This is a genomic window from Noviherbaspirillum malthae, assembly GCF_015352985.1.
Taxonomy (GTDB): domain Bacteria; phylum Pseudomonadota; class Gammaproteobacteria; order Burkholderiales; family Burkholderiaceae_D; genus Noviherbaspirillum; species Noviherbaspirillum malthae.
Genome location: NZ_JACYXF010000052.1, coordinates 1 through 26,316, shown reverse-complemented (window position 1 = coordinate 26,316; position 26,316 = coordinate 1). Strand labels below are relative to the sequence as shown.

Below are 26,316 nucleotides of genomic sequence, written 5' to 3'. Positions count from 1 at the left end.
GTGAATTATCGCACGCAAATAGTTTCTTCTCTCTCGGAAATAGGACGGGATGCCTGGGACAGCCTGGCTGCGAGCCAGGAGCAATTCAACCCCTTTCTCTCCTTTGCATTTCTTGACGCCCTGCATGAATCCGGCTCGGCGTCGGCAAAGGCGGGATGGCAGCCGCAATACCTGCTTGTATTGAAAGGCGACAGGTTGGAAGCCGCGATGCCGCTGTACGTGAAGTCGCACTCCTACGGCGAATACGTATTCGACTGGGCATGGGCGGACGCTTACCGGCGCAACGGCCTTCCCTACTATCCGAAGCTGCTGTCCGCCATTCCCTTTACGCCGGTATCCGGCAGCCGGTTGATGGCGCGCACGCCGGAAGCCGCCGCCGCGCTGGTGCAGGCGCTGCTCGAGGTGCAGCAAGCCAACGACTTTTCGTCCACCCATGTCCTGTTCCCTCCCGAGGAGCAGGCACAGGTGCTGGAGAAGGCTGGCTTCATGCTCCGCTCCGGCGTGCAGTTCCACTGGCTGAACCAGGGTTATCGCGACTTCGAGGAATTCCTGTCGACGCTGGACCGCAAGAAGCGCAAGAACATCCGTGCCGAGCGCCGCAAGGTCGCGGAAGCGGGCGTGAGCTTCCGTCATATCCGCGGTGCGGACGCCACCGACGCCGACTGGCGCTTCTTCAAGCGCTGCTACGACCACACCTATGCCGAGCACTATTCGACGCCTTACCTGAACCTCGACTTCTTCCGCCGCATCGGCGCCGACATGCAGCAAAACATCCTGCTGGTGCAGGCGGAGCACGATGGCAGGCCGATCGCCTCTTCGCTGCTGATCCACGACGACACTACGCTCTACGGACGCTACTGGGGATGCATCGAGCATCTGCCCTGCCTGCACTTCGAGACGGCTTACTATCAGCCGCTTGAGTTCTGCATCGCCAACCGGATTGCGTGTTTCGAAGGTGGAGCGCAGGGCGAGCACAAGATGGCGCGCGGCTTCCTGCCTCAAAAAACCTGGTCGGCGCACTGGCTCGCGCATCCCGCGTTCGCGGATGCGATCGCGCGCTTTCTTGCACAGGAAGCCGATGGCATCGATGCCTATATCGATGAACTGAACGAACATAATCCGTTCCGGCAGGCCTGAGTCGTCATCACTCCATCGAAGCGCGTTTAGCGACGGCGGCCGCTCTTGCGGAAAACGGCGCTTCACGGCATGCTGTCGCCTCATGCCGCCGCCTTCTTCCGCAGCCTTTGCGCACAGCCTGCCCGCCAACAGCCGTATCGGCCGATTCTGCATCGTGCGCGAGCTCGGTCGCGGCACGGCCGGCTGCGTCTATCTTGCGCATGATCCGGTGATCGACCGCGACGTCGCGGTCAAGACCTTCAATCCCCGCCTCAGCCTGGCCGACAGAGCGCGCTTCGAACAGCACTTCATCAATGAAGCCCGCGCCGCGGGGCGTCTTTCGCATCCGCATATCGTCACGATCCATGAAGCGTCCAGCGAGGGCGGCTCGACCTATCTGGCCATGGAATACATCGAAGGTAAGGAACTTCATCGGGTGCTTGAAAACGGCCGCCGCTTTTCCGCCGACGAAACCGCGGCCATCGCCTGGAAAGTCGCCTCGGCCCTGCATCATGCGCATCAGCGCGGCGTGATCCATCGCGACATCAAGCCGTCCAACATCTTCCTCGTCGACGGCGATCAGCCGAAGCTGATCGACTTCGGCATTGCCCGCGCGCCGAACCGGCTGGCCGACCGGCAGTCCCCGCAGTACGAGCCCTTTACGATGGTGCGCGATAACGAACTTCTGGGAACGCCGCACTACATGTCGCCGGAACAGGCGGCGGGAAAAGCGGTGGACCACCGTACCGACATCTATTCGCTCGGCGCCGTCATGTTCGAGATGCTGACCGGCAGGACGCCCTTTCACGCCGATCGCGCAGACAAGCTGCTGCAGCAGATCATCCACAAGGCGGCCCCTTCGCCGCGCGACATCAATGCGCGCGTGCCGGAACGGCTGGCGGCCATCGTCGTGAAGGCCATGCACAAGCGCGCCGAGAAACGCTATCAAGACGCTGACGAGATGGCACGCGACATCAAGCGCTACCTTCTGAAGGAAAAGCAGGCGAGGCGACGCACGCGGGAACCGCATGCGTCCGATGAAATTCCGCCGATGCAGCAGGCAGCAGCAGACGCGTTCGGCCTGCGCCGCATCGGCATCGCAGCGGCAGCCGCACTCTGCATCGCGGCCGCTGCCGCAGCGTACCTGCTGCCGCATTGACACGGCAGCGAGTCAAGCGGCGCCGTATCACCGCACCTGCAGCGCAGTAAGAATCTGGCCCTTCAATGTCTTGATCAATGCCGTTTCATCCGCCGGCACCCCTTCCGGCGCAGGCTGTTCGCGGTCGGCATAGAACAGCCCGATCTGCTTCTTGCTCACTACCATGGGCAGCACGATGAAGCTGCGCGCATCCGGCAACAGGCGGCGGTGCCAGTCTGGCAGCAGATTGCGTATCTTGGGCGCGCTCGAGTCCGAGATCATCAGATCCGCGTCGTTTTCCATCGCCAGATGGAACAGGTCGCGCGTCGATGCGCAGGGAAAGCTGAAACCGGCCTGCCGCTCCGCATGCCTGTCGCCCATGGAAATGCGGGCCCGGTACTGATTGGCCTGCGCATCGCGCAGGCAGATCGTCGCGAAGCGGAAACCCATGCTGCCGTACAGCGTCTCGAGCACCAGCAGCATCAGGTCGTTGACCTTGCATCGTCCGGAAGCCATCATCTGGGTCACATCCTGGACGCCTGCGAGCAGGAGATCGCGTGCATTGACGGGCTTGCCGCTGGCATGGCGCTGGATGGCCTGCAAGGGCGGGACGTCGCCCAGCACCTGCAGCAGAAGCTCGCCCGGCAAGCCGGCATCGGCGTCATCCGCCGGCACATCGTCACTTCCGCTGCCCGGTTCCGTCATGCCGCGCTCTTCCTCGGACTGCATGGGCATCTCTGCATTGCTGGCGAGTGTGCGGGTCTGTTCGGCGACGCTGGCAAACAATTGGATCAGCTTGGCATGATCGAGATTGAGCGCCTGGCCGAAGCGCGCAAGCACCGCCTTGCCGGCCGCCTCCTGTCCGGGATCGTTCATCGCCGGGATCAGGCGGGCCGATGCGGAACTGAAGGCGGCAACCTGCTGCAGCCATTCCTGACGCGCCTTGGCCGGCTTCAGGACGCCGGACGGAGGCGACGCAAGCGCATGCACGATGGAATCGGGAATATTCCATTCGCGCAGGACGGACTCGCCCAGCAGGTCGAAGCTGCAGCCCAGCACCTGCATCGAGGCCTGGGCAGGCGTGAATTTGCCGCTCTCGACGAGTTTCGCGATGTCGTTGTAGAGCTTGTGGTCATGGGCAGCCACCAGCAGGCGGCCGATGTTCTTGAACAGCGACGCGATGGCGGCTTCCTCGGGATCCTTGAACTGGCTGCGCTTGGCCATCTCGCGGCCGACGATGCTGGCGCACAGGGCGTGATTGAGTTCGGTGCGGACATCCTTCGCATGTCTGGATGACATGCCTTCCACCAGCACCATGGCAAGCGCACTGGTTTTCACGACTTCGAAACCAAGCAGGAAGATCGCCTTGGAAACCGTGGTGACGGTGGCGCCGGAAGCGGTCCGGTAGGACACCGTGTTGGCGATGCGCAGAATCTTTTGCGTCAGCGCCGCGTCGGAAAGGATGAAGTGAGCGAGGTTGCGTACCGCTTCGTCGTCCGACGATGTCATCTGCACAACCTTCGACACGGAGCTGCCCAGCGCCGGCAGATCCGCTTCGGCGCTGATTTTTTTCAGCAGACGGTCGCGTGCAATCAGCGCGGTGTCTTCCTGACTGCCGTGCGCGGCAGGGTCGGAGCGTCCCTGGACCGTATTTTGGAAAACCACTTGAGGCTCCTGAGTATGCGTACGCCGATAAATCTATGATGACCCATAGCCCTGGAATTGTCGATGCCGGATTGCATGCCGGAACGACGCTTCCAACACTCTTATCGGCGCGATCGGCATAAAATTGAGCGCTCGACGCCGCTCATGCTGCCTGCTGCAGGCCGTGCTCCACCGCATCCAGAAACAGCCTCACCTTGGACGCGAGATAACGGTTGGGCAGATAGATCCCGTACAGCCATTTCTGGGGAAGCGCCTGGTAGCCGGGTAGCATCCTGACCAGCCGCTTCTGCGCGATGTCGTCCTCGATCATGAAATCCGGCAGCAGCGCCACGCCCATCCTGCGCAATGCGCACTGGCGCAGCCATTCGCTGTTGCCGCAGCGGACGCGCGGCGCGACCTGCACCTCCCGCGTCTGCCCGTTCTCGCCGGTCTGCCTGAACAGCCACAAGTCGCGCGGCGACATTGCGGTATCGAAAAGACAATCCAGCTTCGCCAGATCGTCGAGGTCGTGCAGCCTGCGCCGCTTCAGGTATTCCGGGCTGCCGACAAGGCTCCAGCCGACCCGGCACAGCCGTCTTGCATAGACGTTCATCGGGATCTCGTCGACCACGCGCAGCGCGATATCTATCGACTCTTCGGCGAGGTCGAAAAACCGGTTGGACAGGATGAGTTCGAGCTGGATGTCGGGATAGCGCGCCATGAAATCCTGCACGATGTCGCCCAGCCGGGCATTGGCGAGGTTGGGCGGCGCCGTCACCCGCAGCAGGCCCTGGGGTGATTCGTGACGGCGCAGCACTTCCTGCTCGGCCGATGCAATATCAGACAGGATCGCCTTGCAGCGCTGGTGAAAGATATGGCCCGCCTCCGTCAGGCTGATGCTGCGGGTGGTCCGGTGCAGCAGCCTGGCATGCAGCTCCTGCTCCAGTGCGCCGATCTGCTTGCTGACATGGGACGTTGATACGCCCAGCCGCGCAGCGGCAAGGGAAAAGCTCATGGTATCGGCGACGGCGGCAAAGACGGCAAGGCGCTGGAGATCGAACATTTTTTCTTCATAAAAACAATCCGTTTCCAAAGCCTACTTTAATCAACAATCAGAAACAATAGAATGCAAAGACAATCACAAAACCATTTTCAGCGAGCCTGATCATGAAGCCATCCGATATCTGCCTTGCCCTGCTGGTCGTTCTGATCTGGGGCTTCAACTTCGTGGTCATCAAGCTCGGCCTGCAGGGCCTGCCGCCGATATTGTTCACGGCTCTGCGCCTCCTCTTTGCTGCGCTGCCGCTGGTCTTTTTCCTGAGGCGTCCGGCGGTGCCCTGGCGGCTGCTTGCGGGATATGCGGCCTTCCAGTTTGCCATCCAGTTCAGCCTGCTGTTCTGCGGCATGAAGCTCGGCTTTCCGCCCGGCCTGGCGTCGCTGGCGATTCAGCTGCAAGCATTCTTCACTATCGGGCTGGCGGTTGCCGTGCTCGGCGAGCGCCCTTCGAAAACACAGATTGCGGGGGCGGCGGTGGCTTTTTCCGGCATGGCGCTGGTAGCGTCGCAACTTGATGCGCGCGCCACCCTGCTCGGCTTCATGCTGGTGATCGCAGCGGCCTTTTCCTGGGGCATCGGCAACATTTTCACCAAGCGCATGGGCAAGGTCGATGTGCTTGCCCTCGTGGCTTGGGGATCGCTGCTGGCTGCTCCGCCACTACTCCTCGTTTCCCTCCTGCTGATCGAAGGTCCGTCGGCAGTGACTTCAGCGATTGCACAGCTGAACTGGATGTCGATCGGCGCCGTGCTGTTCCAGGCTTACCCGACCACGGTTCTGGGCTTCGGCATCTGGTCCCTGCTGATGCGAAAATACCCTGTGGCCACCGTTGCGCCATTCAGCCTGCTGGTGCCGGTTGCCGGCATGTTCAGCGCGGCGCTGGTACTCGGCGAAGCGCTTCCATGGTGGAAAATGATGGCCGGGGCGCTGGTCATGTGCGGGCTGGCCTTGAACCAGTTCGGCCCGCGCTTTGCCGCCAGATTCAGCTTCGCAAAATAAAAAAGCGCACCTTGGGGTGCGCTTTTCTTCATGGCTTGTCGCCCCTTGTCAGGGTGACTCCCGGTTATCCAGGAGAACCGATTACTCGTCCTTCTTGAGCTTTTCGTAAGCTGCGGCCGAATTCAGAATTTCCTTCTTGGCTTCTTCCGGACCGTACCAGCCGTCGACCTTGACCCACTTGCCCTTTTCGAGATCCTTGTAGTGCTCGAAGAAGTGCTGGATCTGCTGCAGGCGCAGGTCGTTGATGTCTTCCGGCTTCTGCCAGTGAGTGTAGATGGGCAGCACCTTGTCGACCGGCACCGCGAGGACTTTGGCATCACCGCCGCCTTCGTCTTCCATCTTCAGCACGCCGATCGGACGGCAGCGCACGACGACGCCGGGGATCAGCGGGAACGGCGTGACCACCAGAACGTCGACCGGATCGCCGTCATCGGAAATGGTTTGCGGGATGTAGCCATAGTTGCAGGGATAATGCATCGCCGTGCCCATGAAGCGGTCGACGAAAATGGCGCCGGTATCCTTGTCCACTTCATACTTGATCGGATCGGCATTCATGGGGATTTCAATGACGACATTGAAGTCGTCCGGCAGGCTGCGGCCGGCGGGCACTTGCTTCAGGCTCATGTTGCACTCTCAAAAGGTTGGAAAATCTGGAATCCGCGAATTATAGCGGCTTCATCACGTGGTCGCGCGCGCCGAAGGATCGTTCCTGTGCGGCATCAAAGGTCGAAAGCCTACCCTCCCGACCTTACACCGGGCTGAATACAGGGTCGACCATGTGATTGGACTCAACCCTTGGACTCCGCGTTTAGAGCATCGTCACGAGTGCGCACTGACGATAGTGCGAAGCGGCTTCATCCGGCTGGTTCAATGCTTCGTGCAATTGCGCGAGCTTGAGGTGGGCCTGGCGGACGGTTTCCATGTCGCTGGCCTGGGAAAGCGCCTGCTCCAGGTGCCGCTGCGCCTTGCCCCAGAGTTTCTGGCGCAGGCATAGCGTGCCCAGGGTCAGCGCCAGTTCCGGGTCGGTAGGATGCGCCTTGCTCCATTGCTCGCAGTGTTCGATCTGCGTCAGCAAGGCCGCCGAACCTTCGGCCGCGGCCGATTCGCCGTAGGCGCGCACCAGGCGCTCGTCCCAGTCGACGGCAAGCGCCTTTTCAACCACGCCGCGCGCCTCGTCATGCAGGCCCTTGGCATTGAATGCCTTGGCGGCGCGCACCGCCACATACGGCTGCACCCGGTCCTCCGCCGGAATGCCGGACCAGACCCGGCGGATCGATTCCGCGTCATGCGCCTGCGTCGACAGCAGGTCTTCGTAAGCCAGTTCGCGCAGGCGGCGCGACAGCGCGGGATGCAGCGCATTGCGCTTGTCGAGCAGGCGCACGAGGCGCAGCACTTCCGGCCAGTCCTTGGCGCGCTGGTTGGCTTTCAATGCGAGCCGCAGCGCATGAATATGGCGCGTACCGCTGGAGTTGAGTTCGCGCACCGCTTCCAGCGCGGAAGCCGGATCGTGCTCGTCGGTGGACAGTTCGATCGCCGTCATCAGGCGGGCGGTTTTCAGGGACGGGTCCTGAGTCCTGGACAGCCAGGCATCGCGCCGGTCGGTCTGGCTCATGCGGTGGGCGGCACGCGCCGCGATCAACGCCGACAGGCCTGCATTTTCTTCCGACTCGGCAGCGCGCATGGCAGCCTTTTCCGCATGGCCGAAGCGTCCTTCGAACAGCGACTTGAGCGCATCGCGCAGCGCACGGTTGCCCTCGCGCTCGCGCTTTTCCCGCCGGTAGGCGGCGACCCGCTGCGGCATCTGCTGGGTGCTGCGGATTGCGTTCATGATCGTGTACAGCACCGCGAACAATGCCAGCGCCAGCGCCAGGAACAGGTTCAGCGACATGTCGATGCGATATGGCGGATAGAAGAACACCACATTGCCGGGATTGAAGCGGGCGCCGACCGCCAGTCCGATGGCGACCGCGAACAGGATGACGATGGTGATGAAGATGCGCATTGTTATGGCTTGGCTTTGTAGTTGCGCACCGCGTTCAGGCTTTCCGCCAGCGTCGGCAATTCAATCGAGAGGTTGCTCGCCTGGACCTGGCGCAGCAGGGCCTGCGTGGTCTGGGTCTGCCGGGCGCGGGTATCGAAGAACTTGCCGATGGCGTCCTGGGCTGCGATCAGGTCGCTGCGGAATGCCGCCTCGTTGCGCGTCAGCAGGGCAAGGCGCGCATTGAGCAGGCGCAGCTTCAGGTTTTCGCGGGCGTAGTACGACTGGGTTGGCGACAGCAGCAGGGCGTCGGGCGACTCGACATGGCGCACCTGGATCAGCTGGCGCACCTCGCTCCACATTTCGCTGGTCCAGCTGTACCAGGCATTTTCGAGACCGGCGATCCAGTCGGAGCCGGCGCTGCCCTTCGCTGCGGCACCTGCAGGTACTCCGGCTGCAGCCTGCTGCTGCGCACGGCGGGAAGTCTTTGGCTGGGTCGCGCTGACCACTGGTTTTTCATCCGACAGCAGAGGCATGGCGTCGATCTGCCCGATGATGCTGTCCAGGCGAAGGGCGATGCCGGTCAGGTCGACCACCGGCAGCGCCTTGAGCCGCTCCAGGTCTTTCGCAATTGCGCGCCGGATGATGATGAACTGGGGCTTGTCCGAACGCGACAGGCGGTTGTCCGCATTCTGCAGGGCGATCACCGCGCCCTGCACATTGCCGGCCAGCTGCAGCTGCTGGCTGGCCGTCGACAGGACCTGCTCGATCTCGGCCAGCGCCCAGTCGTCGCGATTGCGGTTCAGTTCCTGGTAGAGCTGTTCGAGCGCGAGCTGCTGGCTCTGCGATTCGGTCTGCCGGCTCTCCAGCACATTGACCTTGGCCTGCAGTTCCTTGATCGTATCCTGGGCGGATTTGGCGATCACACGGGTTTCGGTGGTGAGGCTGTCGCCCGTCTTGAGGCGCTGAGCGACTTCCTCGCGCAGGCTGGTGATCTCGCGCTGGCTGGCCCACCACTGGGCCAGCAGCAGCAGCGCCAGGGCGCCGAGGCCGGCGAAGACGAGCTTGCGGACCTGCTCTACCCTGGCGCCGTCGCCGCGCACGGGCGCATGCTGCGGGACCATGTCGGGCCGGGCAGATGAATTCGTGGATGCGGATGCGCCGCTGTCGGAGGAAGGCAATTCGTTCATGCTCGGGATTGTAACGCGGCTATTAACTGATCGTCGCCGGAACCTGTCTCGACGACATGAAGAAAACCTGACGCGTCCGCAGTTTCCGCGATGCGGACATGCGGCACATAGATGTTTTGCTGTTGCATTTTAACCACTCCCTCTTCACCCATGTCATTTCGGACCAGCTGCAGCAGGATGCGCAGGGCTTCCGAGCTGGTGATGACCCAGTCGGCCGGCTCCGTCACCAGCGACCGCAGCTGCTCTCTTGCCGCCACATCGAGGCGGGGCGCCGTGCGCCGGTAGGCGGCGAGCTGTTCGACCCTGACTCCCTGCGAACGCAGCGCATCGGCAAGCAGCTCGCGCCCGCTTTCGCCGCGCACGATCAGCACGCGCCGGCCGCGCAGGGCTTCGATGTCGAGCACGTCGAGCAAGGTCTGCGAATCGGTGCGGCGCACATCCCTGGGACTGAAGATGGCACGGTTCGCGGGCGTAATGCCGTATCCGGCGAGCGCCGCCTTGCTGCCTTCTCCCACCACGGCGATGGCCACCTGCTGCGGCCACTCGGCGACATGGCGCATGGCCGCATGAATGGCGTTGGGACTGACGAAGGCCACCATCGCATAATCGTTGAGCGCGCACAGCGTCTTGCGCAGTGCCGACTCGTCATCGAGCGGATGGATTTCCAGCAAAGGGAAAACCACGGCCCTGCGTCCGACCCGGGCGACGCGCTGCGCAAGCGGTTCCGCCTGTTCCAGCGGGCGCGTGATGACGACAGGATGATGCCGTGAGTCGTTCATGGCTCGATGTTTGTTTGGATGGAGAGCTCAGTCATTGCAATGCAGGCGCGGATGCGCCGCCTGCAGGGAAACCGCGCTTTCAGCCAGCGTCCATTGCCTTGCATGCGGCCAGAATGTCTTCCGCGCCCTTGGCGCCGAGCGCATCGGCCACCTGCTGCCCGAGGCTTTCCGGAAGCGCGCTGTCGCCCCTCACCTCGGCATTGGCAATGCGCTTGCCGTCGGGCGTGCCAACCATGGCGCGCAGATGCATTGCACCCTGGCCGTCGACGGTGGCGAAGGCGGCAAGCGGTATCTGGCAGCTGCCGCCGAAGACGCGCGACACCATGCGCTCGGCGCGCACCGCCTGCGCGGTCGCTTCATGATTGAGCGGTGCCAGCAGTTCCATCAAGTCGTCGCGGCCGGCGAGCACTTCGATGGCCATGGCGCCCTGCCCCGGTGCCGGCAGGCTTTGCTCGGGCTCGAGCAGGGAACGGATGCGCTGCGGCAGGCCGAGGCGCTTCAGGCCGGCGGCAGCGAGGATGATCGCCGCATATTCGCCGCGGTCGAGCTTGCCGAGCCGGGTGTCGAGATTGCCGCGCAAGGGCCGGATTTCCAGCCTGGGGTAGCGGCTCGCGATCAATGCCTGGCGGCGCAGGCTGCTGGTGCCGACGACGGCGCCGTCGGGCAGTTCGTCGAGCGAGGCGTAATCATTCGAGACGAAGGCGTCGCGCGGGTCCTCCCGCTCAAGCACGGCGGCTAGCGCAAAGCCCTCGGGCAGCTCCATCGGCACGTCCTTGAGCGAATGGACGGCGAGGTCGGCGCGCCGCTCTTCCATCGCCACTTCCAGCTCCTTGACGAACAGCCCCTTGCCGCCGACCTTGGACAGGGTGCGGTCCAGGATCTGGTCGCCCTTGGTGGTCATGCCGAGAATTTCGATGCTGCACTGCGGATATAATGCCGACAGCCTTGCTCTGACATATTCTGCTTGCCACATGGCGAGACGGCTCTCGCGCGAGGCGATCACTAATTTGGACGGAAGGGAAACTTTCACGACGGGCTCTTTCAATTCATGGACGCTGGCCGGGCCAGCGCGCAGATTCTATCATGCGCATGCGGGCGAACCCTCGGCGGACAGCCGCCAATTCTTCTCTCAGACAAGCATTCAACATGGCAAGACAAGCGAATATCCCGGCGAGTCCGGCGAAGCAAGTGATTGACAAGGACGCACCGTTGAAGGAAGACATCCGCCTGCTCGGCCGTCTTCTCGGCAACGTGCTGCGCGAGCAGGAAGGCGACGAAGTCTTCCAGGTGGTCGAGACGGTGCGCCAGACCGCGGTGCGCTTCCGGCGCGAGTCGGATGCCCAGTCCGGCACCGAGCTGAACCGCATGCTGAAGAAGCTGACCCGCGACCAGACCGTCTCCGTCGTGCGCGCCTTCTCGTATTTTTCCCATCTGGCCAATATTGCCGAGGACCAGCACCACAACCGCCGCCGCCGCGCCCATCTGCTGGCCGGCTCGGCGGCGCAGCGCGGCAGCATCGCCTGGGCGCTGTCCCGCCTGGACGATGCCGGCATTCCCGGTTCCGCGGTGCGCAGCTTCTTCAAGGAAGCCCTGATTTCGCCGGTGCTCACCGCCCATCCCACCGAGGTGCAGCGCAAGAGCATTCTCGATGCGGAGCGTGAAATCGCCCGCCTGCTTGCCGAGCGCGACCTGCCGCTGACCGCGCGGGAACTGGCGCGCAACACCCAGCTGCTGCATGCCCGGGTGGCGACACTGTGGCAGACCAGGATGCTGCGCTATACCAAGCTCACCGTAGCCGACGAAATCGAGAACGCGCTGTCCTATTACCGCATCACCTTCCTGCGCGAACTTCCCGGCCTGTACGAGGACATCGAGACCGAGATCGCGGCCCAGTTCCCGCAGCGCCATGCGGCCGACCGCGAGCTGCCTGCCTTCGTGCAGATGGGCAGCTGGATCGGCGGCGACCGCGACGGCAACCCGAATGTCAACGCCGGCACGATGCAGCATGCGCTGGTGCGCCAGTCCACCGCCATCTTCGATTTCTACCTCGATGAAGTCCATGCGCTGGGCGCGGAATTGTCGGTGTCGACACTCCTGGTCAGCGTCAGCGACGAGCTGCAGGCGCTTGCCGGCAAGTCGCCCGACCAGTCTTCGCACCGGATGGATGAACCCTACCGGCGCGCATTGATCGGCCTGTATGCCCGCCTGGCCGCCACCGCGCGCACGCTCGGCGCGGCGCACGTGCTGCGCCAGGAAATCGGCGGCGCGGCGCCCTACTCGACGCCGGCCGAATTCACGGCCGACCTGCAGGTGGTGGCGGATTCGCTCAAAAGCCACCACGGCGCCGCCCTCATCAAGCCCAGGCTGGCGGCACTCAGGCGCGCCTCGGAAATCTTCGGCTTTCATCTGGCCACGCTCGACCTGCGGCAAAGCTCCGACGTGCACGAGCGGGTGCTGGCGGAATTGTTCGCGCGCGCCCAGGTGGCGTCGGATTATGCCGGCCTTGCGGAAGAGGCCAAGGTCGAACTGCTGCTGGAAGAACTCGGCAAGCCACGCCTGCTGCACTCGCCCTACCTCGCCTACACCGACGAGACCGAATCCGAGCTCGCCGTTTTCCGCGCCGCACGCGAAGTGCGCGAGCGCTATGGCCAGCGGGCCATCCGCAATTACATCATTTCCCATACCGAGACGGTGTCGGATCTGCTGGAAGTCCTGCTGCTGCAGAAGGAAACCGGCCTCCTGCACGGCACTTGGGAAAACTCTGCGGAAGGCCGCAAGGCGTCCTGCATGGAATTGATGGTGATTCCCCTGTTCGAAACCATCCCCGACCTGCGCTGCGCGGCCGACATCATGCAGCGCTACATGGCCATTCCGCAGGTGCGCGGCCTGATAGCGCAGCAGGGCGAACTGCAGGAAGTCATGCTGGGATATTCCGACTCCAACAAGGACGGCGGCTTCCTCACCTCAAACTGGGAGCTGTACAAGGCGGAAACCCGGCTGATCGAACTGTTCGACACCGCCGGCGTCAAGCTGCGGCTCTTCCACGGCCGCGGCGGCACCGTGGGCCGGGGCGGCGGCCCCAGCTATGAAGCGATCCTGGCGCAGCCGGCGGGCACGGTCAACGGCCAGATCCGCCTCACCGAACAGGGCGAGATCATCGCGTCCAAGTTCTCCAATGCCGAGATCGGCCGCCGCAACCTGGAACTGCTGGTCGCGGCGACGCTGGAAGCGAGCCTGATGCCGAACGAATCCGCCGGCAGGCAGGCGCGCAAGCAGGCGGTGTTCGAGGAAGTCATGGAAGAACTTTCGGATCGCGCCTACCGCGCCTACCGCAATCTCGTCTACGACACGCCCGGCTTCACCGACTACTTCTTTGCCGCCACGCCGATCGCCGAGATCGCTGAACTCAATATCGGCTCCCGCCCTGCCTCGCGCAAGGCAAGCCGGCGCATTGAAGACCTGCGCGCCATTCCCTGGGGTTTCTCCTGGGGACAGTGCCGGCTGCTGCTGCCGGGCTGGTACGGCTTCGGCAGCGCGGTCGACGCCTGGCTCAACGACAGCGAAGACGGCAAGGAGCAGAAGCGGCGCATCAACCTGCTGCGCACCATGTTCAAGGAATGGCCGTTCTTCGCCACCCTGCTGTCGAACATGGACATGGTGCTGGCCAAGACCGATCTCGCGGTGGCGTCCCGCTATGCCGAACTGGTCAGCGACAAGCGGCTGCGCAACAGCATTTTCAAGCGCATCGTCGAAGAGCACGAACGCGTCGCCGCCTGCCTGGGCGCGATCACCGGCGCCAGGGAGCGCCTTGCCGGCAATCCGCTGCTGGCCCGTTCCATCAAGAACCGGTTTGCCTATCTTGACCCGCTGAATCATTTGCAGGTGGAACTGATCAAGCGGCACCGTGCTTCCGTCGCGGACGGCCGCACGACCGATGAAAGGGTGCGGCGCGGCATCCACCTGTCGATCAACGGCATTGCGGCGGGCCTGCGCAACACCGGCTGACCCGGACCGGACGAAGACATGCGGCGCTGCCGGGCGCCCGCATGTCCGCGCGTCCCCGCTTGTTTTATAATCTCGGATTCACCGGAATCCACATCATGACAGCACAACTTTCCAAAAAGGGCGAAGCCTGGTCGGCGCGCTTTTCCGAACCGGTCTCCGACCTGGTCAAACGTTACACCGCCTCCGTATTCTTCGACAAGCGCATGGCCGACGCCGACATCCAGGGCTCGCTGGCGCACGCGGAGATGCTCTCGCATCAGGGCATCATCAGCGCCGAGGACTACGCCGCCATCCAGCGCGGCATGGCGCAGATCCAGTCGGAAATCGCCTCCGGCCAGTTCGAATGGCTGCTCGACCTGGAAGACGTGCACCTGAACATCGAGAAACGCCTGACCGAACTGGTCGGCGACGCCGGCAAGCGCCTGCATACCGGCCGCTCCCGCAACGACCAGGTAGCGACCGACATCCGCCTCTACCTGCGTTCCGCGATCGACGACATCGCCGCCCTGCTGCGCGACCTGCGCCTGGCTCTGGTGGACCTGGCCGAGCAGCATGCAGACACCATCCTGCCGGGCTTCACCCACATGCAGGTGGCGCAGCCGATCACCTTCGGCCATCACATGCTGGCTTATGTGGAAATGTTCAACCGCGACGCCGAACGCATGGCCGACTGCCGCAAGCGGGTCAACCGCCTGCCGCTCGGCGCCGCCGCGCTGGCCGGAACGACCTTCCCGATCGACCGCGAGCGCGTGGCGAAGACGCTGGGCTTCGACGACGTCTGCCGCAATTCGCTCGATGCCGTCTCCGACCGCGACTTCGCCATCGAATTCTGCGCCGCCGCCGCACTCGTGATGACGCACATCTCCCGCATGTCGGAAGAACTGGTGATCTGGATGAGTCCGCGCGTCGGCTTCATCGACATCGCCGACCGCTTCTGCACCGGCTCCTCGATCATGCCGCAGAAGAAAAACCCGGATGTTCCCGAACTCGCCCGCGGCAAGACCGGCCGCGTCAACGGCCACCTGATCGGCCTGCTGACTTTGATGAAGGGCCAGCCGCTGGCTTACAACAAGGACAACCAGGAAGACAAGGAACCCTTGTTCGATACCGTCGACACGCTGACCGATACGCTGCGCATCTTCGCCGACATGGCGCGCGGCATCACCGTCAAGCCGGAAGCCATGCGCGCAGCCGCGCTGCAGGGCTATGCCACGGCGACCGATCTTGCGGACTACCTTGTGAAGAAGGGGCTGCCTTTCCGCGATGCGCATGAAGCGGTGGCGCATGCGGTGCGCGCCTGCGAGCAGCGCGGCTGCGATCTCACCGACCTCAGCCTGGACGAGCTGCGCGCCTTCTCCTCATTGATCGAACAAGACGTTTTCGAGGTGCTGACGCTGGAAGGTTCGGTGGCGGCACGCAACCACATCGGCGGCACCGCGCCTGCGCAGGTGCGCGCGGCGATCGCCCACGTCCGCAGCCAGTTGGGCTGACTGCAACCCGGGTAAAATCGGCGGCGCTCGCAGCGCGGGCACCGCCGTCACCGGTTCAATGCTTCACCCTGTTGCACACTTGCCGCGATCCTGTGCAGGCACACGCTCGAAAACGGCTTAAATCAATGCTCGTCCCGTAAAACGAGATAAGCTTGCGACTGCGCTCTGTCGCTTTACGCCTTGCCCTCCTCTCCATCCTCCTTCTCGTTCTCCAGCCGCCCAACTTCAGTAGTACCACGTAGGCGCTAATACTCGATTAATGAAAAAAACGGGCCGCTTTTGCCGCGCAACATGAAAAGTATTGCGCCCGCAGCGGGGAAGTGTTCGTTCGCAAGTTGAAATGACATATACTGCCCGAGCCTGAAAGTAGCCTTACTTTTAGCTACAAATCGACACTCACGCGCCACGGACCGCGCCTACAAAAACAAAGCGGCCGACAGCAATGATTTTTCATTCATGGAGACACAATCATGTCTTTTTTACTCTCGTTATCGAGATTCATTGATACCCTCAATGAAAAAATAGGGAACGGCATCAGCTGGGCTCTTCTCGTTTCGGTACTGATCTGCACAGGCAATGCGCTGGTCCGTTACACCTTCAACACCAGTTCCAACGCCTGGCTGGAGATCCAGTGGTACCTGTTCTCTGCCATCTTCCTGCTCGCGACCTCCTACACGCTGCGCCGCAACGAACATGTCCGCATCGACGTCATCGCAGGCCGATTCTCCAAGCGCACCCAAGTCTGGATCGACATCTTCGGCTTCCTGCTGTTCCTGCTGCCGATCACCCTGATCATTCTGTACTATGCAATTCCTTACGCATGGGTTTCCATTCAGAACCAGGAAGTCTCGAGCAACGCTGGCGGCCTGATCATCTGGCCCGCGAAACTCCTGATTCCGGTTGGCTTCCTGCTGCTGGCCCTGCAAGGCATCTCCGAACTGATCAAGCGCATCGGCTTCCTGCGCGGCGACGTGGATGCGAGCGCATTCGAAAAGCAAGCGACCACGCCTGAAGAAGAAATCGAGGCGATCAAAGCCGCAAACAAACTCAACTGATCGTCGGAGACATTCAAATGGAGCAGTTCCTTATTGCAAACATGGCGCCGATCATGTTCGGCGCCCTGGTGGTATTCCTGCTATCGGGCTTTCCGGTAGCATTCGCGCTGGCCGCCAACGGCCTTTTCTTCGGCCTGCTCGGCATCGAGCTCGGCCTGCTCAAGCCCGAGCTGCTGCAGGCGCTGCCGAACCGCATCTTCGGCATCATGGCCAACGACACCCTGCTGGCGATTCCGTTCTTCACCTTCATGGGCCTTATCCTTGAGCGTTCCGGCATGGCGGAAGACCTGCTCGACACGATCGGCCAGCTGTTCGGCCCGATCCGCGGCGGCGTCGCCTATGCGGTGATTTTCGTCGGCGCGCTGCTCGCAGCGACAACCGGCGTGGTCGCGGCATCCGTGATCTCGATGGGCCTGATCTCGCTGCCGGTGATGCTGCGCTACGGCTATGACAAGCGCCTTGCCTCCGGCGTCATCGCCGCATCGGGCACGCTGGCGCAGATCATTCCGCCCTCGCTGGTGCTCATCGTGATGGCCGACCAGCTTGGTCGTTCGGTCGGCGACATGTACAAGGCCGCGTTCGCGCCCGGCCTGCTGCTGACTGCAATGTATGGCGGCTACGTGCTGGCCGTATCGATTTTCAAGCCCCACGCAGTGCCCGCCCTGCCGCCCGAAGCGCGCAACCTGCGCGAACCGAACGGCAACAGCGGCGTCGTGTCGCTGCTGGCGCTGGTAGTACTGGCCACGGCCGCCTCGTTCGCCTTCGCGTCCTACTACGGCGCCAAGCACCCTAACGCGGCACCTGACGAAGTCGGCATCTACTCGGCAGGCGTGGGTATTGTCGGCGCCTTTGTGCTTGCGCTGGTCAACCGCTTCTTCAAGCTCGGCCTGCTTTCGCGCATGGCTGAAAAAGTCGTGTTCGTGCTGATTCCCCCGCTGGCGCTGATCTTCCTGGTGCTGGGCACGATCTTCGTCGGTATCGCAACCCCGACCGAAGGCGGCGGCATGGGCGCCTTCGGCGCACTCGTGCTGGCCATGATGAACCGCCGCCTGTCGTGGTCGCTGATGAAGCAGGCGATGGATTCCACCACCCGCCTGTCGTGCTTCGTGGTGTTCATCCTGATCGGCTCCAGCGTCTTCGGCCTGACCTTCCGCGCAGTCAACGGCGATCTGTGGGTCGAGCATCTGCTGACCTCGCTGCCCGGCGGCACGATGGGCTTCCTGATCGTCGTGAACCTCATGTTCTTCTTCCTGGCCTTCTTCCTCGACTTCTTCGAGCTGGCCTTCATCCTGGTGCCGCTGGTGGGCCCGGTAGCGGAAAAGCTCGGCATCGACCTGATCTGGTTCGGCGTCCTGCTGGGCGTGAACATGCAGACTTCGTTCATGCACCCGCCGTTCGGCTTCGCCCTCTTCTACCTGCGCTCAGTGGCGCCCAAGGAGGTGAAGACGTCGGACATCTACTGGGGTGCGGTGCCCTTCGTGCTGATACAGATCATCATGGTGGCCCTGATCATTGCGTTCCCGAACATCGTGTCCATCGAAAAGAAAACCGACATGAAGGAACAGATCGAACTGAAGATCGACATTCCGACCCAGGAATCCCCGGACAGCGGCACCGGCACCGACAGCGGTACCGACAGCGGCGCGCCCAACCTGAACTTCTCGACCGAAGAGAACAAGGAAAGCAGCAGCAGCGAAGAGCCGCAGCTGAACTTCTCGACGGATACGGAAAAGAAATAACCCGCGCCGTCTTGCATCGGACACCCCGCATGGTTCGCCCTGCGGGGTTTTTTATTGGGTCCGACAGCCATGTGAAGCGCACTGCGTTGGCGAAGCCGACGGCACGGGCAACGGGATGTATTGAAAAAGACGTGAGGGCAAAAGAAAAGCTGCCTTCATGCGCAAACATGAAAGCAGCTTGAAGTGGTCTTGCGGCGGGCAGCCGCAAGCAAGCCGGTGTTACTTGCGGCTGGTCATGAAGTTCTGCAGCTGCACTTCGGCCACCGAGAACCACTGGTTCTGGTCGCGCTGGAAGCGCTTGTAGGGCTCCCAGATCTTCTTGAACTTGGCATTCTTCGCAGCTTCTTCTTCCATTGTAGTCATTGCAGCCTTGTAGGAGGCTTCCATGATTTCCTTCGAGAAGAAACGCAGCTTCGCGCCGTTCTTGATCAGGCGAGCCAGCGCGGCCGGGTTCTTGGCATCGTATTCCGCCTGCATGACGACGTGCGCCTCGTAGGATGCGGCCTCGATCGCATACTGGTAGTCCTTCGGCAGCTTTTCCCATTCCTTGATGCCGATATAGAAGGACAGCTGCGCACCGGCTTCCCACCAGCCCGGCGCGTAGTAGTACGGCGCGACCTTGTAAAAGCCCAGTTTTTCATCGTCGTAAGGCGTGGTCCATTCAACCGCGTCCAGCGTACCCTTTTCCAGCGCCGGATAGATGTCGGCACCGGCGAGCTGCTGCGGAACGAGGCCGAGCGGCGCCATGACTTTGCCGGCGAAGGCGCTGATGCGCATCTTCAGGCCCTTGATGTCGTTCAGGGTCTTGATCTCCTTGCGGAACCAGCCGCCCATCTGGGCACCAGTGTTACCGCCGAGGAAGTTGATGACGCCGTAGTCCTTGTAGAATTCGCGCAGGAGGTCGCGGCCGCCTCCCTGGTCGAACCATGCGGTCTGCTGACGGGAGTGCATGCCGAACGGAACGGCGCAGTCGAACGCGAATGTCGGGTCCTTGCCGAAATAGTAATACGGTGCGGTGTGGCCCATTTCCACGGTGCCGTTCTGCACTGCATCGACGACCTGCAGCGCCGGAACGATTTCACCGCCGGCGAATACGCGGATATTCAGCTTGCCGCCCGTCAGCTGCGAGACGCGCTTGCTGAACACTTCAGCGGTGCCGAACAGGGTATCGAGGGATTTCGGGAAGCTGGAAGCCAGACGCCAGTTGATGGTGGGCTGCGATTGAGCGAGGGCCGGAGCAGCCATGGCGCCGACGGAGGCACCTACCGCTGCTTTTTTTAGAAAGGAACGACGTTCCATGTTGTCTCCTGTTGGATGATGCATCAAACAAAAACACGTCGCGGACGGCCCGCTGCCGGTACCGCCACGAAATTTCACGCTGGTACTGTTCGTAACCAAGCCACCCCGAAGAATGCCATAAAAACCTTGTTTAGGCTCCGGATTGGCTTACCGAAATGCAATTTTTCCAAATAAAAAAACCCGCAGCATTGCCTGCTGCGGGTTTGCCATGGCATTTGATCCACGGCCGGGTCGCTTGCCGATTACTTGCGGGTGATCATGAAGTTCTGCAGTGGCACTTCCGCGACCGAGAACCACTGGTTCTGATCCTGACGGAAACGCTTCCAAGGCTCATAGATCTTCTTGAACTTCGCATTCTTCGAAGCTTCCTCCTCCATGACATCGTTGGTCGCCTTGTAGCAGGCTTCCATGATCTCCTTCGAGAACTGGCGCAGCTTCACACCGTTCTTCAGCAGCCGGGCGAGCGCAGCCGGATTGCGCGCATCGTATTCCGCCTGCATGGTGACGTGCGCTTCATAGGAAGCCGCTTCAATGGCTGCCTGGTATTCCTTGGGCAGCTTTTCCCATTCCTTGATGCCGACGTAGAACGACACCTGCAGACCGGCTTCCCACCAGCCCGGCGTGTAGTAGAACGGAGCAACCTTGTTGAAGCCCAGTTTTTCATCGTCGTACGGGCCGATCCACTCGGCTGCGTCGATGGTGCCCTTTTCAAGTGCGGGATAGATGTCGCCGCCAGCGATCTGCTGGGGTACGAGACCGAGGTTCTGCATCACGCGGCCGGCGAAGCCGCCGATACGCATTTTCAGGCCCTTGATGTCATTGACGGTCTTGACTTCCTTGCGGAACCAGCCGCCCATCTGCGCACCGGTATTGCCGCCCATGAAGTTCATGATGCCGTAATCCTTGAAGAACTCGCGGGTCAGCGCCTTGCCGCCGCCCTGGTCCCACCATGCGGTCTGCTGGCGGGAGTTGAGGCCGAAGGGCACCACGCCGTCGAAGGCGAATGTCGGATCCTTGCCGAAATAATAATAGGAAGCGCTGTGGCCGATTTCCACGGTGCCGGCCTGGACTGCGTCCATCACCTGCAGTGCCGGGACGATTTCGCCGCCTGCAAAGACACGGATGTTGAACTTGCCGCCGGTCAGCGCGGCGACGCGCTTGGAAAACACTTCGGCAGCGCCGTAGATCGTGTCGAGGGATTTCGGGAAGCTGGAAGCAAGACGCCAGTTGATGGTGGGCTGGGTTTGCGCCAGCGCCGGAGCGGCCACTGCGCCGACGGACGCGCCGACAGCAGCCTTTTTGATAAACGAACGACGTTCCATTTAGTCTCCTGGTGGATGGAATATTCGGATTGTTTCTGATTGCGTTCCGTGCCCGGAGGATGGCCGGGCGGCGAGCCTGGCAATTCCAGGTGATCAAATACGCTGGGTGCAATACTAAACCGACATCGAAGCGCGTGGGTTTAAGTAGTAATACTGAGAAAGGCGCAGCCCCGGGAAAATCTCCGCAAACCGTGCTATTGCGGGAGAAAACGCGGGAAGGCGGGATCGTGGCAGCGTATGAATAATTTTGTATGGAAACAAACCAAAATTTTCATGCACAGCGGGTTGACCTTATGTGCGGGATATCCACAATTGTAAGGACGGCGTAAGAAAAAGCAAAATCGCGGTCAAGTCCACGGCTCTCATTCAGCGCGTTATCCCGCCATGCCCGATAGCACTGCCAGTCCTCCGTGAGCCGTCTCCCCGCTTCTTCACCCAGACTCCAAATGCAAAAGAAACCTCTCTACCAATCCCTGTATGTGCAGGTGCTGACCGCCATCGTCATCGGCGTCCTGCTCGGCCACTTCTACCCGTCGCTGGGCGCAGAAATGAAGCCGCTCGGCGACGGCTTCATCAAGCTGATCAAGATGATCATCGCCCCGATCATCTTCTGTACCGTGGTGATCGGCATCGCGGGCATGGAAGACATGAAGCAGGTCGGCAAGACCGGCGGCCTCGCCCTTCTCTACTTCGAGATCGTCAGCACCATCGCCCTGATCGTCGGCCTGATCATCGTCAATCTGGTCCAACCCGGAAGCGGCATGCATGTCGACCCCAATTCCCTGGACACCAAGGGCATCGCGGCCTATACCGGCCCCGGCAAGATGCAGTCGACCACGGACTTCCTTCTCAACGTCATTCCCACCAGCGTGGTCGATGCCTTCGCCAAGGGCGACATCCTGCAGGTGCTGCTGTTCTCGGTGCTGTTCGGCTTCGCATTGCACAAGTTCGGCGGCCGCGGCACGCTCGTATTCGACTTCATTGAAAAGCTGTCCCATGTCCTGTTCGGCATCGTCGGCATCATCATGAAGTTTGCACCGATCGGCGCTTTCGGCGCGATGGCGTTCACTATCGGCAAGTACGGCGTCGGCTCGCTGCTGTCGCTCGGCAAGCTGATGGCCACCTTCTACCTGACCTGCGTGGTCTTCATCTTCGTGGTGCTGGGCACGATTGCGAGGCTTCACGGCTTCTCGGTCTGGAAGTTCGTCAAGTACATCAAGGAAGAACTGTTCATCGTTCTCGGCACATCATCGTCGGAATCGGTCCTGCCTCGCATGATGGCCAAGCTCGAAAACCTCGGCGTTCGCAAGTCGGTGGTCGGTCTCGTGATTCCGACCGGCTACTCCTTCAACCTCGACGGCACCTCCATCTACCTGACGATGGCGGCGGTTTTCATCGCCCAGGCCACCGATACGCCGATGACCCTGACCCAGCAGATAACCCTGCTGGCGGTGCTGCTCCTGACGTCGAAGGGCGCCGCCGGCATTACCGGAAGCGGCTTCATCGTCCTGGCGGCGACGCTGTCCGCCGTGGGCGGCGTGCCGGTTGCGGGCCTGGCGCTGATTCTTGGCATCGACCGCTTCATGTCCGAAGCGCGTGCGCTGACCAATCTGATCGGCAACGGCGTGGCGACCGTCGTGGTGGGCAAGTGGACCGGCGACGTGGACATGGCACGATTGCAAAAGCATCTGAACCAGGAATCGGATGAGGAAGCCGACGCGCCGGAACAGGTTCTCGACCAGCAGCCCGCCGTGCACCTGAATACGGTACGCAAGCCCTCCGTCTGATGTTCTCATGTTCCCGCGGTCCGGCAGCCTGATGCCGGACTGCGCATGATGGCCCGAGTAAAAAGGCCGCGAACAACGTCTGGTTGTTCGCGGCCTTTTTCTATTCCTGCCTTGCTGTTACCGACGAGCTTTAATTACCCGCCACCGTCATGTTCGCAACCAGGATGGAGCCTGTTTCGCGAGTACCGCGCACCAGGGTATCCGCCCCCACCGCCACGATCTGCTGGAACATTTCCTTCAGGTTGCCCGCGATCGTGATTTCCTCGACCGGATACTGAATCACGCCGTCCTCCACCCAATAGCCGGATGCGCCGCGGGAATAATCGCCGGTAACGTAGTTGACGCCCTGCCCCATCAGTTCCGTCACCAGCAGCCCGGTATCGAGCTTGCGCAGCATGGCGTTGAAATCGTCGCCGGGCGTCGTCAGCGCCGAGGTGAAGTAAAGATTGTGCGAGCCGCCGGAGTTCCCGGTGGTCTTCATGCCCAGCTTGCGCGCCGAATAGGTAGACAGGAAGTAGCCCTGCACGACGCCGTCCCTGACGACCTCGCGCCGGAGGGTCTTCACGCCTTCCTCGTCGAACGGCGACGAACCGACGGCGCCGATCACATGCGGATCTTCCAGCACTTGAATATGCGGAGCGAAGACCCGCTGCCCCATCGAATCGAGCAGAAAGCTGGACTTGCGGTACAGGGCGCCGCCGGAAATCGCCTGCACGAAGGCGCCGACCAGGCCGGCCGCCAGCGGCGCCTCGAACAGGACCGGGCATTTGCGGGTATCGAGCTTGCGCGCATTCAGGCGCGCAAGCGCGCGCTCGGCGGCATAGCGGCCGATATCTTCTGGCCGGGCCAGCCTGGCCGGATCGCGCGAGGAGGAATACCAGTCGTCGCGCTGCATATTGCCGCCCTTGCCGGCAATCGGCGCGACCGAGATCGTATGGCGGGAATAGGGATAGCCGCCCATGAAGCCGCGCGTGTTGGCGGAAACGAAGTGCGACTGCTGCGCATACACGCTGGCGCCTTCGCTGTTGGAGATGCGCTTGTCGACCGCAAAGGCAGCGGCTTCGCAGCGTTTCGCCAGCTCCACGGCCTCCTCGGTGGAGACGTTCCACGGATAGAACAACTGCAGGTCGCGCGGATTCATCTCCAGCATGTCCTCGTCGGGCAAGCCGGCGCAGTCATCCTCGGCGGTGAAACGGGCGATGTTGTACGCCGCCTCGACGGTATCCTTGAGCGACTGCGTCGAAAAGTCCGAGGTACTGGCATTGCCGCGGCGGATGTGGCCAGCCTCGCCAAGATAAACGGTGACGCCGATGCCCTTGTCCTTGTTCTGCTCGATGGTCTCGATATTGCCCTTGCGCACGGAAACCGACAGGCCGCTACCCTCGCTGATCTCCACCACGGCGTCCGAAGCGCCTTTTTCCTTGGCGAAACGCAGTACGTCTTCGGCAAGCTGCTTCAGCTGATCATGACCATGGGTAAAGTCGGAGGTGCTCATAGGCTGTTTTTTTGGAGTTCGTTTTAAAACAGTTATCATATCAGCCGTTTACAGAATGGCTCAGGTTCATCATGGTTAATCCAAATCGAGGTGCGGTCGGCTTCAAGTCGAGCGAATTCGAACAGCAGTACGATCGCCCGTCAAAATCCCAACTCAAGCGCGAAATGACCGCGTTGCAAGACTTGGGCGAAGAACTGGTTTCCCAACCCAAAGACCGCGTCATGCGGGTCCCCATGCCGGAAGATGTGCGGGAAGCGATTCTCGAATGCCAGAAGATCAAGGATCACGAGGGCCGCCGCCGCCAGATGCAATTCGTCGGCAAGAAAATGCGCACGCTGGAAGAAGACGAAGTCACGGCGATACAGAAAGTGATCGACAGCTGGAAAGGCGCTTCCAAGTCGGAAACCGCCGCCATGCACGCGCTGGAGAAGCGGCGCGACAAGCTGCTGGCCGACGACAAGGCGCTGACCGAGCTCAAGGAACAATACCCTCAGGCCGACGTGCAGCAGCTTCGCACCTTGATCCGCAATGCCCGCAAGGAGCAGGCGGAAAACAAGCCGCCCAAGGCCTATCGCGAAATTTTCCAGATTCTCAAGCAGCTGCAGGCTGGCGCAGCGTCTTCTGCAGCGGCGCCAGCCGCGGACGGGAATGAAGATGACGACACGGAAGAAGAGTAATCCCGACGAACTGCTGATTGGGCTGGTGTCGGTATCCGACCGCGCCTCTTCCGGCGTCTACGAAGATCAGGGCATCCCGGCGCTGCGCGACTGGTTCGCGTCGGCGCTGACCAGTCCATGGCAGATGGAAACCCGGCTGATTCCGGATGAACGCTCGCAGATCGAGCAGGCGCTCATCGACCTGGTCGACAATGCCGGCTGCGACCTGGTGCTGACAACCGGCGGCACCGGACCGGCGCGGCGCGACGTCACCCCCGAAGCCACGCTAGCGGTGGGCACCAGGGAAATGCCCGGATTCGGTGAGCAGATGCGCCAGATCAGCCTGCGCTTCGTGCCGACAGCCATCCTTTCCCGGCAGGTGGCGGTGATTCGCGAAACGGAAGATCATGCGGCGCTGATCATGAACCTCCCTGGCCAACCGAAGTCCATCAAGGAGACGCTGGAAGGACTCAAGGATGCCGACGGCAAGCAGATCGTGCCCGGCATCTTCGCCGCCGTGCCGTATTGCATCGACCTGATCGGCGGCCCTTACATCGAAACGAACGAGGCGGTCTGCAAGGCATTCCGGCCCAAATCCGCGATCCGGCAAAAATGATGCTGCATCCACTGGATGCAGCGACAAAAGCAAGAAAGCAAGCGCATGAGCGAACACCAACTGGAAGCCATAGAAATCGAAACCGCACCGGATCCTTCGGTGTCCGTAATCTGGCTGCATGGCCTGGGTGCCGACGGCAACGACTTCGCGCCCATCGTACGCGAGCTTGATCTGAACGGCTGCCCGGCGATCCGCTTCGTCTTCCCGCATGCTCCTACCATGCCGGTGACGATCAACAACGGTTATGTGATGCGCGCCTGGTACGACATAATCGGCCTTGATATCGGCCAACGGGAAGACATGGCCGGCCTGCGCAAGTCCCAGGCGCTGGTGGAGGCGCTGATCGCCAACGAAAAGGCGCGCGGCGTTCCCGCGAACCGCATCATCCTCGCCGGCTTCTCGCAAGGCTGTGCGATGACGCTGCAGACCGGCTTGCGGCATCCGGAGAAGCTTGCCGGACTGCTTTGCCTGTCGGGCTATCTGCCCCTGCATCAGGCCGTGCCGGACGAGCGCCACAGTGCAAATCACGAAACGCCGATTTTCCTGGCCCATGGCCGCAGCGACCCGGTGGTGCCGATCACCCTCGCCGAGAAATCGCACAGCATCCTGAGCTCGCTGGGCTACAAGGTCGAATGGCATGAGTACATGATGCCGCACTCGGTATGCAAGGAAGAGATCGACGATATCAGCGCGTGGCTCAAGCGCATACTGGCAGAGTGAATCGGCTGCTCCGGTCTGACTCACTGACTGACATGTGAAAAAGGCGGCTCCGCGCAATGCGGAGCCGCCTTTCTTTATGCCCGACGGCCGATGGCCAGCAGAGGTGATTAGAACTCATTTCATAAATGGCGGCGAAGCAGAATCATGATGAGTGAGAGATGAACAAAGGCGGTGTAATGTTCGATGCAGCGGTCCCAACGTGTAATGACACGCTTGAACTTGTTAAGCCAGGCAA

The 26,316-nt window shown here is 61.9% G+C and carries 21 protein-coding genes; 11 read left to right on the top strand and 10 right to left on the bottom strand.

Translation table 11 applies throughout. The features are described from left to right. Complete coding sequence (locus tag IGW03_RS29040; protein ID WP_323745040.1) at positions 1 to 1,137, top strand: GNAT family N-acetyltransferase; 1,137 nt, start codon at positions 1 to 3, stop codon at positions 1,135 to 1,137. Between the two features lie 82 nt (positions 1,138 to 1,219). Beyond that, positions 1,220 to 2,275: a serine/threonine-protein kinase gene (locus tag IGW03_RS29035; RefSeq protein ID WP_194725984.1), complete on the top strand. Its 1,056-nt coding sequence runs from the start codon at positions 1,220 to 1,222 to the stop codon at positions 2,273 to 2,275. Between the two features lie 27 nt (positions 2,276 to 2,302). On the opposite strand, the gene IGW03_RS29030 is transcribed toward IGW03_RS29035, so the two are convergent. Continuing rightward, positions 2,303 to 3,919: an HDOD domain-containing protein gene (locus tag IGW03_RS29030; protein WP_194725983.1), complete on the bottom strand. Its 1,617-nt coding sequence runs from the start codon at positions 3,917 to 3,919 to the stop codon at positions 2,303 to 2,305. A 142-nt stretch (positions 3,920 to 4,061) separates the two neighbouring features. After that, positions 4,062 to 4,961, bottom strand: a complete 900-nt coding sequence (locus tag IGW03_RS29025) for a LysR family transcriptional regulator (protein ID WP_194725982.1) — start codon at positions 4,959 to 4,961, stop codon at positions 4,062 to 4,064. 104 nt (positions 4,962 to 5,065) lie between these two features. On the opposite strand from IGW03_RS29025, the gene IGW03_RS29020 reads away from it, so the two are divergent. After that, the gene (locus IGW03_RS29020; protein WP_194725981.1) at positions 5,066 to 5,950 is read left to right on the top strand and encodes an EamA family transporter; all 885 of its coding nucleotides are present in this window, start codon (positions 5,066 to 5,068) and stop codon (positions 5,948 to 5,950) included. A gap of 81 nt (positions 5,951 to 6,031) precedes the next feature. On the opposite strand, the gene ppa is transcribed toward IGW03_RS29020, so the two are convergent. The 5 genes from ppa to hemC all read right to left on the bottom strand — a co-directional run bounded on the left by ppa (position 6,032) and on the right by hemC (position 10,927). Beyond that, the gene (gene ppa / locus IGW03_RS29015) at positions 6,032 to 6,574 is read right to left on the bottom strand and encodes an inorganic diphosphatase (RefSeq protein ID WP_194725980.1); all 543 of its coding nucleotides are present in this window, start codon (positions 6,572 to 6,574) and stop codon (positions 6,032 to 6,034) included. Between the two features lie 184 nt (positions 6,575 to 6,758). After that, positions 6,759 to 7,952 (bottom strand): heme biosynthesis protein HemY, encoded by a 1,194-nt coding sequence (locus tag IGW03_RS29010; protein WP_194725979.1) that lies wholly within the window; start codon positions 7,950 to 7,952, stop codon positions 6,759 to 6,761. Between the two features lie 2 nt (positions 7,953 to 7,954). Further along, on the bottom strand, positions 7,955 to 9,118 hold the full coding sequence (locus IGW03_RS29005; RefSeq protein ID WP_194725978.1) for a uroporphyrinogen-III C-methyltransferase: 1,164 nt from the start codon (positions 9,116 to 9,118) through the stop codon (positions 7,955 to 7,957). Continuing rightward, a complete protein-coding gene (locus IGW03_RS29000; protein ID WP_194725977.1) occupies positions 9,115 to 9,897 on the bottom strand; it encodes a uroporphyrinogen-III synthase in 783 nt (260 codons plus the stop codon). Before IGW03_RS29000 ends, IGW03_RS29005 begins: the two co-directional genes overlap by 4 nt. A 79-nt stretch (positions 9,898 to 9,976) precedes the next feature. Further along, a complete protein-coding gene (gene hemC, locus IGW03_RS28995) occupies positions 9,977 to 10,927 on the bottom strand; it encodes a hydroxymethylbilane synthase (RefSeq protein ID WP_194725976.1) in 951 nt (316 codons plus the stop codon). Between the two features lie 59 nt (positions 10,928 to 10,986). Between hemC and ppc the strand changes: the two genes are divergently transcribed. The 4 genes from ppc to IGW03_RS28975 all read left to right on the top strand — a co-directional run bounded on the left by ppc (position 10,987) and on the right by IGW03_RS28975 (position 18,186). Further along, positions 10,987 to 13,902 carry a phosphoenolpyruvate carboxylase gene (gene ppc, locus IGW03_RS28990; RefSeq protein WP_438943682.1) on the top strand — a complete coding sequence of 972 codons (2,916 nt, stop codon included), beginning with the start codon at positions 10,987 to 10,989 and terminating at the stop codon, positions 13,900 to 13,902. 95 nt (positions 13,903 to 13,997) lie between these two features. Continuing rightward, on the top strand, positions 13,998 to 15,392 hold the full coding sequence (argH, locus tag IGW03_RS28985; RefSeq protein ID WP_194725974.1) for an argininosuccinate lyase: 1,395 nt from the start codon (positions 13,998 to 14,000) through the stop codon (positions 15,390 to 15,392). Positions 15,393 to 15,862: 470 nt separating this feature from the next. Beyond that, a complete protein-coding gene (locus IGW03_RS28980; protein WP_194725973.1) occupies positions 15,863 to 16,447 on the top strand; it encodes a TRAP transporter small permease subunit in 585 nt (194 codons plus the stop codon). Between the two features lie 17 nt (positions 16,448 to 16,464). After that, positions 16,465 to 18,186: a TRAP transporter large permease gene (locus IGW03_RS28975; protein ID WP_194725972.1), complete on the top strand. Its 1,722-nt coding sequence runs from the start codon at positions 16,465 to 16,467 to the stop codon at positions 18,184 to 18,186. 219 nt (positions 18,187 to 18,405) lie between these two features. On the opposite strand, the gene IGW03_RS28970 is transcribed toward IGW03_RS28975, so the two are convergent. Next, positions 18,406 to 19,485, bottom strand: a complete 1,080-nt coding sequence (locus IGW03_RS28970) for a TRAP transporter substrate-binding protein (protein ID WP_194725971.1) — start codon at positions 19,483 to 19,485, stop codon at positions 18,406 to 18,408. Between the two features lie 242 nt (positions 19,486 to 19,727). Then, positions 19,728 to 20,807 carry a TRAP transporter substrate-binding protein gene (locus IGW03_RS28965; protein ID WP_194725970.1) on the bottom strand — a complete coding sequence of 360 codons (1,080 nt, stop codon included), beginning with the start codon at positions 20,805 to 20,807 and terminating at the stop codon, positions 19,728 to 19,730. A 446-nt stretch (positions 20,808 to 21,253) separates the two neighbouring features. Here IGW03_RS28965 and IGW03_RS28960 point away from each other — a divergent pair, with 446 nt between their 5' ends. Continuing rightward, complete coding sequence (locus IGW03_RS28960; RefSeq protein WP_194725969.1) at positions 21,254 to 22,594, top strand: dicarboxylate/amino acid:cation symporter; 1,341 nt, start codon at positions 21,254 to 21,256, stop codon at positions 22,592 to 22,594. Between the two features lie 130 nt (positions 22,595 to 22,724). On the opposite strand, the gene pmbA is transcribed toward IGW03_RS28960, so the two are convergent. Further along, complete coding sequence (gene pmbA / locus IGW03_RS28955) at positions 22,725 to 24,089, bottom strand: metalloprotease PmbA (RefSeq protein ID WP_194725968.1); 1,365 nt, start codon at positions 24,087 to 24,089, stop codon at positions 22,725 to 22,727. Positions 24,090 to 24,160: 71 nt separating this feature from the next. Between pmbA and yjgA the strand changes: the two genes are divergently transcribed. Genes yjgA through IGW03_RS28940 form a run of 3 tightly spaced genes read left to right on the top strand, consistent with a single transcriptional unit; the run spans position 24,161 to position 26,081 of the window. Next, positions 24,161 to 24,766 (top strand): ribosome biogenesis factor YjgA, encoded by a 606-nt coding sequence (gene yjgA, locus IGW03_RS28950; protein WP_194725967.1) that lies wholly within the window; start codon positions 24,161 to 24,163, stop codon positions 24,764 to 24,766. Further along, a complete protein-coding gene (gene mog, locus IGW03_RS28945; RefSeq protein ID WP_194725966.1) occupies positions 24,744 to 25,361 on the top strand; it encodes a molybdopterin adenylyltransferase in 618 nt (205 codons plus the stop codon). The genes yjgA and mog overlap by 23 nt, the downstream gene beginning before the upstream one ends. A 45-nt stretch (positions 25,362 to 25,406) precedes the next feature. Beyond that, on the top strand, positions 25,407 to 26,081 hold the full coding sequence (locus IGW03_RS28940) for an alpha/beta hydrolase (RefSeq protein ID WP_194725965.1): 675 nt from the start codon (positions 25,407 to 25,409) through the stop codon (positions 26,079 to 26,081). Positions 26,082 to 26,316 lie beyond the last annotated feature (235 nt).

Bases quoted from the DNA above. Each gene is read 5' to 3' on its own strand.
- IGW03_RS29035 (WP_194725984.1), top strand. From the start codon at position 1,220: ATGCCGCCGCCTTCTTCCGCAGCCTTTGCGCACAGCCTGCCCGCCAAC.
- IGW03_RS29025 (WP_194725982.1), bottom strand. From the start codon at position 4,961: ATGTTCGATCTCCAGCGCCTTGCCGTCTTTGCCGCCGTCGCCGATACC.
- IGW03_RS29020 (WP_194725981.1), top strand. From the start codon at position 5,066: ATGAAGCCATCCGATATCTGCCTTGCCCTGCTGGTCGTTCTGATCTGG.
- ppa (WP_194725980.1), bottom strand. From the start codon at position 6,574: ATGAGCCTGAAGCAAGTGCCCGCCGGCCGCAGCCTGCCGGACGACTTC.
- IGW03_RS29010 (WP_194725979.1), bottom strand. From the start codon at position 7,952: ATGCGCATCTTCATCACCATCGTCATCCTGTTCGCGGTCGCCATCGGA.
- IGW03_RS29005 (WP_194725978.1), bottom strand. From the start codon at position 9,118: ATGAACGAATTGCCTTCCTCCGACAGCGGCGCATCCGCATCCACGAAT.
- IGW03_RS29000 (WP_194725977.1), bottom strand. From the start codon at position 9,897: ATGAACGACTCACGGCATCATCCTGTCGTCATCACGCGCCCGCTGGAA.
- ppc (WP_438943682.1), top strand. From the start codon at position 10,987: ATGCGGGCGAACCCTCGGCGGACAGCCGCCAATTCTTCTCTCAGACAA.
- argH (WP_194725974.1), top strand. From the start codon at position 13,998: ATGACAGCACAACTTTCCAAAAAGGGCGAAGCCTGGTCGGCGCGCTTT.
- IGW03_RS28980 (WP_194725973.1), top strand. From the start codon at position 15,863: ATGTCTTTTTTACTCTCGTTATCGAGATTCATTGATACCCTCAATGAA.
- IGW03_RS28975 (WP_194725972.1), top strand. From the start codon at position 16,465: ATGGAGCAGTTCCTTATTGCAAACATGGCGCCGATCATGTTCGGCGCC.
- IGW03_RS28970 (WP_194725971.1), bottom strand. From the start codon at position 19,485: ATGGAACGTCGTTCCTTTCTAAAAAAAGCAGCGGTAGGTGCCTCCGTC.
- IGW03_RS28965 (WP_194725970.1), bottom strand. From the start codon at position 20,807: ATGGAACGTCGTTCGTTTATCAAAAAGGCTGCTGTCGGCGCGTCCGTC.
- IGW03_RS28960 (WP_194725969.1), top strand. From the start codon at position 21,254: ATGCAAAAGAAACCTCTCTACCAATCCCTGTATGTGCAGGTGCTGACC.
- pmbA (WP_194725968.1), bottom strand. From the start codon at position 24,089: ATGAGCACCTCCGACTTTACCCATGGTCATGATCAGCTGAAGCAGCTT.
- yjgA (WP_194725967.1), top strand. From the start codon at position 24,161: ATGGTTAATCCAAATCGAGGTGCGGTCGGCTTCAAGTCGAGCGAATTC.
- mog (WP_194725966.1), top strand. From the start codon at position 24,744: ATGACGACACGGAAGAAGAGTAATCCCGACGAACTGCTGATTGGGCTG.
- IGW03_RS28940 (WP_194725965.1), top strand. From the start codon at position 25,407: ATGAGCGAACACCAACTGGAAGCCATAGAAATCGAAACCGCACCGGAT.